This is a genomic window from Streptomyces sp. NPDC007971, from assembly GCF_042958635.1.
Taxonomy (GTDB): domain Bacteria; phylum Actinomycetota; class Actinomycetes; order Streptomycetales; family Streptomycetaceae; genus Streptomyces.
In genome coordinates, this window is the sequence record NZ_JBIBJK010000004.1 from 407,848 (window position 1) to 421,940 (window position 14,093).

Genomic DNA, 14,093 nt, shown 5'->3' on the forward strand with positions numbered 1-14,093 from the left:
TCAGTGGTGTCCTTCCGGGCCGCGGGTGCACAGGTACGGCAGCGGGCGGATGCCGTTGAAGCCCTGGGTCGTGTAGCTGGTGGCGTAGGCGCCGGCGGACAGGATCCAGACCGGGTCGCCGGAGGTGAGGGCACGGGGGACGAGCACCGGGTGCCGGCCGTCCCCGTAGGCGTCGTCGCTGTCGCAGGTCGGGCCGGCGACGACGGCGGGGACGGGCTCCCCCTCCTCCGCGCCCGTGCGGCCGGGGAAGACCAACCGGTGTCTGACCTGGTCCATCTCGTACAGGCCGTTGAACTTGCCGACGCTCAGGTACAGCCAGCGTGCCTCCGTCCCGTCGGGCTGGGTCCGTTCGGTCAGCCGGTACACGTGGGCGCGCACGGCGCCGTGGTCGGCGACCAGGTGGCGGCCCGGCTCCATGACGAAGCCGAGCGGTGCGGCGGTGAGACCGCCCAGGCGCTCCATGCCCTCACGGATCACGGTGAACATCTTGTCCAGGGGCGGGTCGAGGGGGTTGCCGTGCCGGTCGAGGTAGCCGAGCGCGGGCAGCCCGCCGCCGAGGTTGACGTGGTCCGGTGCGATCCCCAGCCCCTCCAGGGTGACCAGGACCTCGGCGAGCGAATCGAGGGCCTGCTGCCAGGCCTCGCCGGTCATCTGCTGGGAGCCGACGTGCACGGACAGGCCCGCCGGGACGAGCCCGGACGCGCGTGCCGTGGTGAGGATGCGGACGGCGTCCTCGGGTGAGCAGCCGAACTTGCGGTTCAGTCCCCACAGGGCGCCCTCCCCGCTGGTGGCGAGGCGGCAGAACACCCGGGCGCCCGGGGCGTGTTCGGCGATCGCGGTCACGTCCTGCACGCTGTCGGTGGCGAAGGTGCGGACGCCGAGCCGGTGGGCCTCGGCGATGTCGGCGTCGGACTTGACGGTGTTCCCGTAGTGGATGCGGGCCACGGGCACTCCGGTGCGCAGCGCCTGGACGATCTCGGCGGGGCTGGCCGCGTCGAAGCCCGCTCCGCGGTCCGCGAGGCCCCGCAGGACTTCGTCCACGGGGCACGCCTTCAGGGCGAAGCGGACCTGGATGCCGGGCAGCTCGGTCAGCAGGGTGTCGTACCGGTGCTCGATGCCGGTGAGGTCGTAGACGATGTGGTCGGTGGCGGCTTCGGTGAGGGCTTCGCCGAGCGCGCCGGTGGGACTGCCGCGCCGTGCCGTGGCGAGGGTGCGGATCCGGCTCGGCCCGTCGCGCAGTTCCGCGCGCCCCTCCGGGGCGCTCATCGCCGGGCCGCTTCGACGAGTGCGGGCCAGACGTCCGCGAGGTCCGCGAAGTCCTCGACGTCCTGACGGGCCTCGGCCAGCAACCGCTCGCGGCGGGGGACGAGTTGCTCGGCGAACCGCGCCCAGCGGCCGCCCAGCTTGCGGTAGGCGGTGTCGACGCGGTCCAGGCGCCACACGTTCTCGGCAGGGTCCTGCCAGGTGCTGTCCCGCAGGAACGTGGCGATCCGGTCCGCCCGGACGTGCTGCCGCTCGTCCAGGAGCCCGTTCGCCCCCTCTGCGGCCATCCGGTCGTAGACGTGGTGGAAGTACAGCATCGACAGCAGGAACTTCACGAAGCGGGTCTGGTAGGCCAGGAAGCCCGTGTCGGTGCGGCGTTCGGGGGTGTGGAAGTTCTCGATGTGCCGGTTGTGCAGAATGCCGGGGAGCATGGCGTCGTGCACCAGGTGGATGAGGAAGTAGTCGCTGCCGATGGTGTCGGTCGCCGGGGGCAGCGGGATCCGTTCGTACACGTCGCGGTGGAAGGCGACGTTGCACATGTCGACCCGCATCGGGTCCACGAGGGTGAGGGTGGAGCGGTCGCCGGTGAAGGGGGTCGTGCCCGCGCCGGTGAAGGACTCCTCGACCAGCTCGCGTCGCTGCTGCGACGACGCGCCCGCGGGTGCCCACAGGCCGACCACGTCGTGGTAGACGCCCTCGTCCAGGTGCCGCATCTCGGCCACGTCGACGGAGAGTTCGCCGATGAAGGAGGCGCCGGCCATCGACACCGGGCGGCGGGCGTGGGCCGGATCGAGGGCCGTGGGGATGCCGGCCGCCTTCGCCTCGGCGGCGGGCCGGCCCAGCCACGGCAGTTCGTGGTGGACGGGGAAGACCGGCTCGCCGTGCAGGTGCTGGTAGGTGCTGTCGGAGTCCCGGCGGTGCACCGAGTCGCAGCCGAGCGCGGCGGCCAGCAGGAAGGCGCGGTCGGTGCAGGAGCCGTAGGAGACGCCGGGGGGAGCAGCAGGCCGAGGATCCGGTCCGGGTCGGGCACGCCGGCACGCCGGATCACGCGGCGCAGGAAGTCGCGCTGCGGGGCCTCGCCGAGGTGGTGCACGGTGACCTGCGCGGCCGGGGGCAGTGCGGCCACGGCACGGGCGTGTTCGGCGCGGGTGCGGTCGTCGCAGGAGTCGAGGACCACGAGCTGGACGTCGGCGCCGAAGCGGTCGGCGGCGTAGGCCGCTTCCCGGTGGATCGCGGTGATGGTGGCGGGGCAGGCCCGGTTGGTGGGCAGGCACAGGCAGATCCGGTTCACTGTGCCCCTTTCGCCGCGGCCCAGGAGTCCAGGCCCAGCAGCTTGCGGCCGAGGTCGTTCAGTTCGGCGGGGCCGTAGCGCAGGGCCTCCGGTCGGTGGGCGTCGCCGAGCAGGGTGGCGTTCCAGTCGGGGGTGCCGAGGGTGCGCCAGGACTCGATCCGCGACCGGCGAAGCTCCGTGTGCTCCTCCAGGGCGGGCATCATCGACAGGTACTGGACGGCGCGGACGGCGCCCGCGGAGAGGTTCGGCGCGACGCCATGGGCCAGCAGCCCGTTGAAGATCAGCAGGTCGCCGGCCTGGAGGTCGGGGCGGACCACGGGGAACTCCGCGCGGTCGGTCCCGGGCCGGATCGGGTCGCGGCCGGCCGGCTGGGCGACGCGCCACTGCTCGAAGCGGCGGAACAGCTCCGGGGCGCACTGGAAGCCACCGAGTTCGGGCCGGGTGTCGTGCAGGGCGATGATGCCCTGGACCCGCTGCGGCAGCACGGCGAGGGTGGTGTCGACGTCCCAGTGCAGCTCGATGTCGAAGCCCTCGTCGGCGGGTTCGATCAGGGAGCGGGAACGGGTGCGGACGTTGGGCGGGTTGAGGTTGAGCCGGTCCAGGGTGACCCACAGCTCCTCGCAGTCCCACACGTCCACGAAGGCGTCGTGGACGCGCCGGGACTGGCGGCTGTCCCACAGGAGCTGGTGGTGGTAGGCCTCCACGAAGCCGTAGATGAACAGGTGCTGGTCGAGTTCGGAGCGGAACTCGGGCTCGGCGTACCAGGTTTCGGGGCGGTCGGGGTCCAGGCCCTGGAAGTCCCAGGCGAATTCGAGCAGGCTCTTCGCCTCGCCGGGGGTGATGGCCTCGCGGACGACGATGTAGCCGTACGTCTGCCAGAAGGCGAAGTCCTCCTCGGACAGCACCCGCAGGGGCCGGGACTTCTCCAGGTCACGCAGGGGGGTCGGGGCGAGGTAGGTCTCGCCGTCGGCGCTGAAGTAGGGGCGGCCGGAGGCCGCACGGTGGAGATGGGGGGTGGGCTTGAGCATGCCGTCACTCCGTGCTGATCGAACTGAAGTGCCCCCTCAAGCTGGACTAGACCAATTGCGGGTGTCAACGATTACCGGTCGGTACCCCCGTAAAAGTGCCGCCCAACTGCCGCATGGATGCCGCTTGTCGGGCAAGCAGAAACGGCCGGCACCGGGCCTCGGTGAGACCTCGGTGCCGGCCGTTCGGGCGGGCGGTGCGGTTCAGCCCGCGACGACCGCCTCCGCCGCCGCCACACCGCAGACGCGGGCGGCGCCGTGCGTGGCGATGTGCAGGGCGCCGCGCGGTGGGGCCTGCGGCACACCCATCTCGACCACGACGGTGTCCGGGCGGGCGGCGAGCAGCGCGTCGAGAGCGGTGCCCATCCAGGCGTGCCGGTGCTCGTCGCGGACCACGGCGACGACCCGGCGGCCGCTCGCCGCCGCGAGGGCCTCCCGGCCCGCGGCGGGCCCGCCGAAGGAGCCCTCCGCGCTGCCCGGCAGCAGCCGGCACAGCTCGGCGGCCACGCCCCAGGGGGTCTGGTCACCGACGGCGATGTTCGGGGCCGGGTTGAACCGGGCGACGTAGACCGGGTCGGTGACCGGCGCGGCCGGGGCGGCCCGCGTCACGGTCAGGGCGCGGCGGGCGGCGGTCAGGCCGATCTCCGGCTCCGGTACGACGGTCTCGGCGTCCTTCCTGGTCTCGGCCGTCCAGCGGGCCAGCTCGCGCACCCGGGTGGCCGCGTCGGCCAGGCGTTCCTCGGGCAGCTCGCCGGAGCGCACCGCGGCCACGAGCGCGTCGCGCAGGCTGAGCACCGTGGCCTCGTCGCACAGGCCGCCGCCGACGCAGATCGCGTCCGCGCCCGCCGCGATCGCGAGGACCACGCCGTGCTCCAGGCCGTAGGTGCCGGAGATGGCACGCATCTCCATGCCGTCGGTGACGATCAGGCCCCGGTAGCCGAGTTCACCGCGCAGCAGGTCGGTAAGGATGCGGCGCGAGAGGGTCCCGGGGCGCTCGGCGTCGAGGGCGGGGACGAGGATGTGCGCGCTCATCACCGCCCGGGTGCCGGCGGCGATGGCGGCGCGGAAGGGGGGCAGCTCGCGCTCGTACAGGGTCTGCGCGTCCACGTCGATGCGCGGGACCGCGTGGTGCGAGTCGACGTTGGTGTCGCCGTGCCCGGGAAAGTGCTTGGTGCACGCGGCGACGCCGGTGGACTGCAGGCCCTCGACCCAGGCGGCGGTGTGCCGGGCCACCAGGGCGGTGTCCGCGCCGAAGGAGCGCACGCCGATGACGGGGTTGTCGGGGTTGGCGTTGACGTCGGCGGACGGCGCCCAGTCGAAGTTGACGCCGCAGGCGGCCAGGCGCCGGCCCAGCTCACGGGAGACGGCCCGGGTCAGGCCGGGGTCGTCGACGGCGCCGAGGGCGTGGTTGCCGGGGAAGGAGGAGCCGGTGCGCACGTCGAGGCGGGTGACGTCGCCGCTCTCCTCGTCGATGGCGACCAGCAGGTCGTCGCGCTCGGCGCGCAGCTGGGCGGTGAGGGCGGTGACCTGCTCCTCGGTGACGACGTTGCGGCCGAACAGGGCGACGGAGGCGAGCCCTTCACCGAGGCGTCGGCGCACCCAGTCCGGGGCGGTGGTGCCGTCGAACCCCGGCTGCAGCACCGCGAGCGCGTCCCGGGTGAGGGTGCCGGGCCCAGTGGTGAGTGTGGTCATCGGGGCGTCATCCCTTCACGGCGCCGTCGGTCAGACCGCTGACAGCCTTGCGTTGCAGGAAGATGAAGAGGATCAGGACGGGCAGCGCGAACAGGGACGAGGCGGCCATCGTGGCGCCCCAGTCGTCGCCGAAGGCGGTCTGGAACTGCGAGAGCCACAGCGGCAGGGTCTGCTTCTCGATGTCCTTGTTGAGGATCAGGACGAGCGGGAACTCGTTCCAGGCGGTGATGAAGCCGAACAGCGAGGTGGCCATCAGGCCGGGTGCCAGCAGCGGGAAGATCACCCTGACGAAGGCCTGGGGCCGGGTGCAGCCGTCGACCATCGCGGACTCCTCCAGCTCCTTCGGCACGGCGGCCACATAGCCGCGCAGCGTCAGGACGGTGAGCGGCAGCACCATGATCGCGTAGAAGACGGTGAGCGGGACCAGGCTGTCCAGCATGTCGTTGTCACGGACCAGCATGTAGATGGCGATGACCATGACCTCCCAGGGCGCCATCTGCGCCAGCATGAAGGTCACGATGAAGCCGCGCCGGCCCTTGAACCGCATCCGGGCCAGCGCGAAGGCGGCGAACAGGGCGATGACCAGCGACAGGAGCACCGCGCTGAGCGTGACGGTGACCGAGTTGAGGACCAGGGTCCAGAAGTGGTCGGCGTGCACCGCCTTCTTGAAGTGGCCGAAGGTGAGGTCGGTCGGGATCCAGACCGGGTTCTCCGAGATGATGTCGCCGGTCGGCTTGAAGGCCGTGGCGAACATCCAGTAGACGGGGAACACGAAGCCGGCGAAGAGGATCACGGCGGTCGCGTTGGGCCAGATCCGGCCGAAGAGTGAGCGCTTCACAGCTCGTCCTCCTCTTGCTTGAGCACCATGCGCAGGTAGTACGAGGTGAGGGCGAGCAGCACCAGGATGGTCAGGAAGGAGATCGCGGCTCCGACGCCGAAGTGCTGGTTGCCGACGCCCTCGACGAAGGCGTAGATCGGCAGGGTCTCGGTGAGGCGGTCGGGGCCGCCCTCGTTCATCGCGAAGATCTGCGGGAACGCCTTGAAGACCCAGATGACCTCCAGGAAGGTCGTCGAGTACAGGAAGGGCCGCAGGAAGGGGAAGGTCACCGAGGTGAAGCTCTTCCAGGCGCCGGCGCCGTCCAGCGAGGCGGCCTCGTACAGCTCTCTGGGGATCGTGGTGGTCGCGGCGTAGAGGTTGATCGCGACGAACGGGATCGACTGCCAGACGATGAGCAGGGTGACCACGGAGAAGGTGGAGAACTGCGAGCCGAGCCAGTTGTAGTCGGCCATGGAGTGCCACCCGAGCGTGTCCAGGACCCAGTTGACGACGCCGAATCGCTGGGCGAAGAGCCACTGGTAGACGGTGGTGGCCGCGATGACGGGCATGGCCCAGGCGAGGACGAGGCCCAGCAGGAGCAGCAGCCGCATCTTCTTGCCGAGCCGGGCCAGCAGCAGTCCGGTCAATGTGCCGAACAGCATGATCAGGACGACATTGGCGGCGGTGAACAGGACCGAGCGCTCGACGACCTTCCAGAAGTCCGAACCGGTCAGGACCTCCTTGTAGTTGTCGACGCCGTTCCACTCCGTGAGGTGCTGGATGAGCTGCCGCGGGTTGAGGTTCTGGAACGACAGCATGCCGTTCTTCACCAGCGGCCAGCCGAGCAGGATCAGTGTGGCCAGCAGCGCGGGCAGCAGCAGGAGGTAGGGGGCGGCGGCACCGCGGCGGGACGGGGCCCCGGGGCCGCGGTCCTCACCCGTCGGCGGCCCGGACGTCGGGGCCTTGCGGACAGCGGGCTCCCCGGCCGTGTCCGTGCCTTCGGTCTGCACTGACATGAGTTGCCATCTCTTCCGTGGCGGTCTGGGCCGCATCGGCCGTACGAACGACCTGGCCGGGGGCGTCCTCGGGCCAGGCCCCGGACGCCCCCGGCGGGTCATCAGTTCTTCTGGGCCAGGCGCTTGTTGATCTCGCCCTCGACCTGCTTGGCGGCGTCCGCCGGGGACTTACCGTTCAGCACGGCGGTCATGTAGGACTTGATCGGGTTCGGGGTGTTCTCCACCGCGGCCCACTCGGGGATCAGCGGGGTGGTGCCGCCGGCCGCGGCGGCGGGAGCGGCGGCCTCGGCGACGACGTTGCCCTTGAGGTTGGTCTCCAGGGACTGCTTGTTCGGGATGATGCCGTTCAGCTTGGCCAGCTCGCCCTCGAACTGGTCGGACAGGGCGACCTTGAGGAACTCCTTGGCCAGCTCCTGCTTCTTGCTGCCCTGGGCGACCGCGAGGTTGGAGCCGCCGAGGAAGACACCCTCGGGCTTGTCGGCCGTCGCGCCCGGGATGGTGAAGTAGCCGAGGTCCTTCTCGATCGCCTTGTTGGCCTGGACGGCGGTGCCGGCCTCCCAGCCCATGCCGATGAACGCGCCGGTCTTGCCCTTGGCGAAGACCTGGGCCTGCTGCGGGGTGGCCTCGTCCTTGTCCTTGGGGGCCTTGGAGTAGGCGGCGTACTGCTTGTAGACCTCCATGGCCGCGGCGACCTTGGGGTCGGCGAGGTTGGAGACGTACTTGTCGCCGTCCTTCTTCACCAGGTCGGCGCCCTGGCCGATGGTCAGGCCGTCGAAGAAGTACCAGTTCTGGCCGGGCAGGTAGAGCGGCTCGGCGTCGGTCTTCTTGCCGATGGTCTGAAGGTCCTTGAAGAACTCGCTCCGGGTCTTCGGGGTGCCCTTGATGCCGGCCTTGGCCCAGATCTTCTTGTTGTAGATGACGACGCGGTTGGCGAAGTACCACGGGGCGGCGTACTGCTTGCCGGCGTAGACCGAGGACGCGGAGACCGACGGGGTCCAGTCCGAGCCGATCTGCTGCTTGAGGTCGCCCAGTTCGGCGAGGCCGCCGGTGGCGGCGTAGGCGGGGGTCTGGGTGTTGCCGACCTCGATGACGTCCGGCGGGTTGTCCTCGGAGAGGGCGGTGGTGATCTTCTGCTGGATCCCGTCCCACTTCTGGATCTCGAACTTCAGCTTGGCGCCGGTCTTCTTCTCGAAGGCGGCCTGCACGTCCTTCGACCACTGGGGCGGCGCCGAGCCGTCCATCGTCCAGACCGTCAGCGTCTGGCCCTTGAAGCTGTCCGGTCCGGCGGCCTTGCCACTGTCCTTATCGTCGTCGCCGCCGCACGCCGAGACGGAGACCATCATGCCCGCGATCACGATCGCGGCAGCAAGCTTGCGCTTCACGCCACCCTCCTCAGGGATGCCACTAACCCCCCACGCCCTCGGCGGTGACCTGCGTACGACGCTGTTGCACGTAGGGCTCGGGACCTGGCCACTAATGGTGTAGACCAGTAGGGTGGAGCTTGGCCTAGACCTTTTGAGGTGTCAAGGGTGGTTCAGGAAGCCGGTCCCGGCCGTTACGAGAAAGTCACCGGAGCGCATCCGTCCCCTTTGCCGCGTCGCGCCCACTGGACCAGACCTCCACGCTCAGTTGGACTAGACCATAGGACAGTTGGTCGCTATAACGGGAGCCCACCCATCGAGCCGGGAAGGCAGGCATGACCACCGACGTCAGCAGCGCCCAGCACCACCGGGAGCCCGGCCGTGCCGCGCGCGTGCCGAAGTACTACCGCATCAAGCAGCAGGTGCTGGAGATGACGCAGGCGCTCGAACCCGGCTCGGCCATGCCCGCGGAACGTCTGCTCGCCGTCCGGTTCGCCACCTCGCGCACCACCATCCGGCAGGCGCTGCAGGAGCTGGTCGGGGAGGGCCGGCTCGACCGCATCCAGGGCAAGGGCACCTTCGTCGCCCAGCCCAAGCTGTACCGGACCCTCCAGCTCACCTCGCACACCGAGGACATGCGCGCCCAGGGCCTGGAACCCGCCTCGCAGGTGCTGGACATCGGCGAGGTCCCCGCGGACGAGAAGCTGTCGGGGCTCCTCGGCATCGACGTCGGCGCACGGGTGCTGCGCATCGAGCGGCTGCGGCTGGCCAGCGGCGATCCCATGGCGATCGAGACGACCCATCTGTCCGCCCGGCGCTTTTCGGGGCTGCGGCGGTCGCTGGCGACCTACCCGTCGCTGTACACGGCCCTGGCCGAGGTGTACGGCGTCCATCTCGCGGAGGCCGACGAGACCATCGAGACCTCGCTGTCCACCCCGCGCGAGGCCCAGTTACTCGCCACCGACGTGGGCCTGCCGATGCTGCTGCTGTCCCGGCACTCCCGGGACGCCGACGGAGCTCCGGTGGAGTGGGTGCGCTCGGTGTACCGGGGCTCCCGCTACAAGTTCGTCGCCGCCCTGCGCCGGCCGGCACCCTGATGAGCCCGCTCCACCCGGCCGCCGTCCCGGACACCCTGGCCGCCGCCCTGGTCCGGGCCCGCGAGGCGGCCTGCCTCACCCAGGGGGAGCTGGCCGAGCGGTCGGGGCTGAGCGTGCGGGCCATCCGCAACCTGGAGACCGGCCACACCGCCCGCCCCCGCCGGCAGTCACTGCTGCTGCTCGCCGACGCGCTCGGGCTGCCGTCCCGGGAGACCGGCCGGTTATTGCGGCTGCCCCGCGCCGGGTCCCCGCCCGCTCCCCCGGAGGTGTCGATACCGGCGGAGCTGCCGGCCGCGCCACGCCACCGGCTCGTCGGCCGGGATGCGCTGGTGGCGGACCTGACGGCCCATCTCGCACGGCCCGGGCCCGGCCACGGCAGGCCCGCCGTCGTCGTCGGACCGCCCGGCGCGGGGAAGACCGCGCTGGTCCTGCGGGCCGCCCACGAGGTGCGCGGCCGGTTCCCGGACGGACAGGTCTTCGTCGACCTGCACCCCGTCTCCTCGCTTCCCGTCACCTCGGACGTGCTCGTCCGCCGGATCCTGCGCTCCCTCGGCGACGCCCCCGCCGCCCAGAACCCGGAGGAGGACCGCGCCCGGCTGCGCGACGCGCTCAGCAGGCGCCGGGTACTCGTCGTCCTCGACAACGTCGACAGCGAGGCGCAGGTGCGGCCCCTGCTCGTGGACGACGGGCCGAGTGCCGTCCTGGTGGCCGCGCGGCGCGAACTCGCCGCGCTGCCCGACCGGTTCGACCGCCGGATCGGCGCCCTGGACCGGCAGGACGGCCACCGGATGCTGGCCGACCTGGCCGGCATCGCCCGCACCCGGGCCGAACCGGCGGCGGCGCTCGCCGTCGTGGAGTCCTGTGCGGGGCTGCCGCTGGCCGTGCACATCGCCGGCCTGTGGCTCACCGCGCGCCCGCACCGGCGCGTCGGCGAGCTGGCCGAGCGGCTCGCCGACGAGGGCGACCGGCTGCGCTCGCTGCACATCGGGGACCTGTCCCTGCACGCGAGCGTGGCCGCCTGCTACCGGCTGCTGCCGCCCCCGCTGCGCACCTCGCTGCACCAGCTCAAGCCCGTGCACGGCGACTTCGGTGTCGAGGAGATGCTGGCCCGGGTGACGCCCTCGCGGCGGCTGGCCGTGGACCTGCTGGAGGAACTGCTGCACCGGCAGATGATCCGCGCCGGCCGGCCGGACCTGCACGGCCGGATCCGCTACCGCCTCTACGACGCGGTGCGCCTGTACGTGACGCACGGCGCCGCACCGCCCCGGCCGCGGCCCCCGCACTGTCCGTAGCGGCCCGCCGAGGTCAGTCCAGGAACGCCGTCTCGATCCAGCGGCGCACCGCCCCCGGCCGCATCCGGTGCAGCCGGTCGACGGTGTCGGCCACCTCCGGGGAGCCGCCGACCGACAGGAACTTCTCCCGCACCAGGTCGGCATGGCCCGCCCGGGTCTCCGGACCGGCCGCGCCCACCGGGATCAGCCGGGTGCGGGAGACCGTGCGGCCGTCGGTGAGCCGTACGGTGACCCGGGCGCCGGTGGCCTTGGTGGACCGGGAGAAGTCCCGGTCGTCGGCCTGCAACGCGCCGATCAGGTCGACGAGTTCGTCCCCGCCGAAGCCACGCAGCCACGGCACGGCCAGCTCCCCCGCCTCGCGCACGGCCTCCCCGAACGGCGCGTCCGACAGGAACAGTTCACGGGTCATCTCCGTGTCGTGCTCCAGCCGGATCCGCTTCGCCAGCGCCCAGCGGTCGGGGTCGTCCAGGTGCGGCGGGGAGAAGTCGTCCACCGAGAACTCGCCGGTGAGCAGGGTGGTGGCGACCGGGTAGGGCACGTCCAGGACCAGCGCGCCCAGAGGGGAGCCGGGGCCGGTGACGTACCGGGCGGCCCGTTCCCCCGCGAACAGCGTGTACAGCGACGCCTCGACGACCACCTCGACGATGTCGCCGGGCCGCAGGGAGCCGAGTTCCCGGTGGATCTCGGCGGCACAGTCCACGGCCGCGTCGATGCCGGGGCCGCCGGGGTGCATCTTGAACGACAGCGTGTCGGTGTGCCAGCGCCGGCCGAGGCCCTTCGCCACCGCCTGGGGCAGCGGCACGGTCGCGAACCGGGCCAGGAAGCCGTCGCTGTGCTCGATGATGTCCGGCGCCCCGCGCAGTCCGGCGTACGCAGCGTCGCAGGCGTCCATGGCGGTGCGTACGGGTGTGAGGGTGTTGAACAGGCGGGCGTCGCTGGCGAGGAAGGCACGCATCAGCGGCCAGTTCGGCATGGCGAAGGCCAGCCCGAAGGAGTTCTCGAAGAGACCGGCGGAGGCCCGGTCGCAGTGCAGGCGTCCGGCGACCGCGCCGGCCAGGTGGGTGTGCACGGCGCTCTGGCCGCGCAGCGGCCCGAGGGTCGCGGAGGCGGTGATGCGGGCCGCGCACTCGTTGGCCGCGACCACCGCGGTGAGCAGCGACAGCCCGTCCAGCCGGCGTCCGTACGCGAAGGCGAGCGGGACCGCGACGGTGGAGTTCGACAGATGCCCGGCGTACGCGGTGTCGTCCAGGTTGAGCCAGGAGCCGAGGGCGGCGAAGACGCCCGCGGCCTGCCGCGGGTCGCGCTGCATGGGGTGTCCGAAGGCGGCGACCAGCTTTCTGCCCAGCGGGTGCTGGAGACCGGCCCGGATCGAGGCGATCTGCGACAGCACCTGGCTCGCGGCGAGCTTCAGCACCCGGCACGGTATGTGCTGCGGGCGCAACGAGGCGGCCCAGTGGGAGAGTTCGCGCAGCGGGGTGTCGGCCGGCCGGCGGCCACGGGCGGTCCGGGGCAGGGTGGCTGCCCGGTCGGCCCAGTCGGCGCACAGGGCCCGGGCGACGCTCTCCGCGAGGACAGCGGTCATGAGGCGGCTACCTTCCTTGCCGTGCGTGCGTCGAGAGCGGGACCCGCCTCGGGCGCGGGACCACACATGCGGGAACAGGAGTGCAGGTACAGGGAGTGCAGGAACACGAGGACCGGAACACGAGCGCGGGAGCACCGTCTGCCCGGTGCTCCCGCGGTGTGGCTGGGTCCTAGGCGGCCGGGACCTTGTCCAGGAAGCCGTAGACGCCCTTGATGCGGCCGGCGTCGTCGGTGACGACGACGTCGAAGCCGATGGCGATCGGCTCGGCGCCCGGCTCGGTCACCAGGCCCCACTGGAAGCGGGCCTGGTTGTGGTGGGCGTCGACGGTGCCGTGCAGTTCGAAGATGAGGCCCTTGAACTGGTCGCGGGCACCGGCCACCACGGCCCCGAAGCCCTCGTGGCCCTCGACCGCAGCGAGCGGGTCGATGTACGGGGCATCGGCGGTGAACAGCTCGGCGATGGCGGCGGCGCGCTTGCCGGCGTCCGCCTCGTTCCAGATGTCGAGGTAGCGGGAGACGGTGGTGGTCAGGTCGCTCATGCGGGATTTCTCCTCTGTGACTTGCTTGACTTGTTCGTCCGACAGGTGGCTTCGTACGGGCTTCAGGAGCCGGCCGGCGCCCAGACCGGGAGGGCTCCGGGGAGCACCTCGAAGGTGGCCGACGCGCCGATGCCGTGCTGGTACTCGCCGTCGTGCTCCAGCGGCAGCCGCCGGCCGTCGGTGCGCTCGACGGTGATCGTGCGGCCGCGTGCGTACACGGTCGCCGGGTGGTCCATGTGCGTGGCCTGCAGGGTCAGTCCGGGCACGTCCGCCGCCGCGATCCCGCCGCCGATCACGCAGACGTCGAGCAGTCCGTCGTCCAGCAGCGAGTCGGGCAGCACCAGGAACCGGCCGCCGCGGTAGCGGCCGCCGCCGACGTTGGCGAGGACCGTGGGGCCCTCGTGCACGACGCGGCCGTCGACGGTGACCCGGCCCGGGTACGGCGCATAGCCGGCGGCCGTGTCCGCGAAGGCGCGGGCGTAGCGTTCCCGGCCGGTCAGCGGCAGGCCCTTGGCGGTGATCAGCGCGTCGGCGATCACCCCCGAACAGGCGCCCAGATAGACGTAGTTACGGGTCTCGGCGAGACGGGCCAGGTCCAGACGGCGCAGGCGGGCGCTGCCGCCGATGCCGTAGTCGGTCAGGATCGCCTTCAGGGACTGGCTCCAGGGGCGGTCGCCCCACAGCATCTTGTAACCGGAGTTGCCGGTGCCGCCCGGCACCACGGCCAGGGTCGCGCGGCCGCCGGCGGGGACGAGCCCCTGGACGACCTCCCGGACCGTACCGTCCCCGCCGATGGCGACGACCAGGTCCGGTGCGCCGTCCGCCCGCTCCAGCGCCCGGCGTACGGCGACGGTCGCATCCCCGGGGGCACTGGTCGCGTGCAGCTCGGTGCGCTCCAGGCAGGACTCGCACAACTCCTTGACCTGACGCACCAGTTCGGGACTGTGGCTGCCGGAGGCCGGATTGGCCAGGATCAGGGCCCGGGTGGGTCCCGGGGCTGCGGTGTCTGCCATGACGAGCGTTCTCCTCACGTCGGTCGCACCGGCGGCGGACCGGGGCGGCAACGAGATCGGTCCCCCCTCGCCCGGGCGAGTCCCGCGGAACCGGGTCCGGCCGGTT

The 14,093-nt window shown here is 71.9% G+C and carries 11 protein-coding genes and 1 pseudogene; 2 read left to right on the forward strand and 10 right to left on the reverse strand.

Annotated features, from left to right (window positions below; genetic code table 11):
- The 7 genes and pseudogenes from ACFZCP_RS10905 to ACFZCP_RS10935 form a co-directional block, all read right to left on the reverse strand.
- The gene (locus ACFZCP_RS10905; protein ID WP_391426047.1) at positions 1-1,266 is read right to left on the reverse strand and encodes an alanine racemase; all 1,266 of its coding nucleotides are present in this window, start codon (positions 1,264-1,266) and stop codon (positions 1-3) included.
- Positions 1,263-2,554 (reverse strand): annotated as a pseudogene (locus tag ACFZCP_RS10910) (DUF6271 family protein). The gene ACFZCP_RS10905 and the pseudogene ACFZCP_RS10910 overlap by 4 nt, the downstream one beginning before the upstream one ends.
- Complete coding sequence (locus ACFZCP_RS10915) at positions 2,551-3,582, reverse strand: phytanoyl-CoA dioxygenase family protein (RefSeq protein ID WP_391426049.1); 1,032 nt, start codon at positions 3,580-3,582, stop codon at positions 2,551-2,553. The pseudogene ACFZCP_RS10910 and the gene ACFZCP_RS10915 overlap by 4 nt, the downstream one beginning before the upstream one ends.
- A 201-nt stretch (positions 3,583-3,783) precedes the next feature.
- A complete protein-coding gene (locus tag ACFZCP_RS10920) occupies positions 3,784-5,271 on the reverse strand; it encodes a glycoside hydrolase family 3 N-terminal domain-containing protein (protein ID WP_391426051.1) in 1,488 nt (495 codons plus the stop codon).
- 7 nt (positions 5,272-5,278) lie between these two features.
- Entirely contained in the window at positions 5,279-6,109 is an 831-nt protein-coding gene (locus tag ACFZCP_RS10925; protein WP_391426053.1) for an ABC transporter permease subunit, read from the reverse strand.
- Complete coding sequence (locus ACFZCP_RS10930; RefSeq protein WP_362701085.1) at positions 6,106-7,104, reverse strand: sugar ABC transporter permease; 999 nt, start codon at positions 7,102-7,104, stop codon at positions 6,106-6,108. The genes ACFZCP_RS10925 and ACFZCP_RS10930 overlap by 4 nt, the downstream gene beginning before the upstream one ends.
- A 101-nt stretch (positions 7,105-7,205) precedes the next feature.
- A complete protein-coding gene (locus tag ACFZCP_RS10935) occupies positions 7,206-8,486 on the reverse strand; it encodes an extracellular solute-binding protein (protein ID WP_391426056.1) in 1,281 nt (426 codons plus the stop codon).
- A 314-nt stretch (positions 8,487-8,800) separates the two neighbouring features.
- Between ACFZCP_RS10935 and ACFZCP_RS10940 the strand changes: the two genes are divergently transcribed.
- Both ACFZCP_RS10940 and ACFZCP_RS10945 read left to right on the forward strand, forming a co-directional pair.
- Positions 8,801-9,562: a GntR family transcriptional regulator gene (locus tag ACFZCP_RS10940; protein WP_362701080.1), complete on the forward strand. Its 762-nt coding sequence runs from the start codon at positions 8,801-8,803 to the stop codon at positions 9,560-9,562.
- Positions 9,562-10,854 (forward strand): AAA family ATPase, encoded by a 1,293-nt coding sequence (locus ACFZCP_RS10945; protein ID WP_391426058.1) that lies wholly within the window; start codon positions 9,562-9,564, stop codon positions 10,852-10,854. Before ACFZCP_RS10940 ends, ACFZCP_RS10945 begins: the two co-directional genes overlap by 1 nt.
- A gap of 13 nt (positions 10,855-10,867) precedes the next feature.
- Here ACFZCP_RS10945 and ACFZCP_RS10950 read toward each other — a convergent pair whose 3' ends face one another.
- The 3 genes from ACFZCP_RS10950 to ACFZCP_RS10960 all read right to left on the reverse strand — a co-directional run bounded on the left by ACFZCP_RS10950 (position 10,868) and on the right by ACFZCP_RS10960 (position 13,987).
- Entirely contained in the window at positions 10,868-12,436 is a 1,569-nt protein-coding gene (locus ACFZCP_RS10950; protein ID WP_391426060.1) for an MmgE/PrpD family protein, read from the reverse strand.
- 169 nt (positions 12,437-12,605) lie between these two features.
- The gene (locus tag ACFZCP_RS10955) at positions 12,606-12,974 is read right to left on the reverse strand and encodes a nuclear transport factor 2 family protein (protein WP_362701072.1); all 369 of its coding nucleotides are present in this window, start codon (positions 12,972-12,974) and stop codon (positions 12,606-12,608) included.
- Positions 12,975-13,036: 62 nt separating this feature from the next.
- Positions 13,037-13,987 (reverse strand): diacylglycerol kinase family protein, encoded by a 951-nt coding sequence (locus ACFZCP_RS10960; protein WP_362701069.1) that lies wholly within the window; start codon positions 13,985-13,987, stop codon positions 13,037-13,039.
- Positions 13,988-14,093 lie beyond the last annotated feature (106 nt).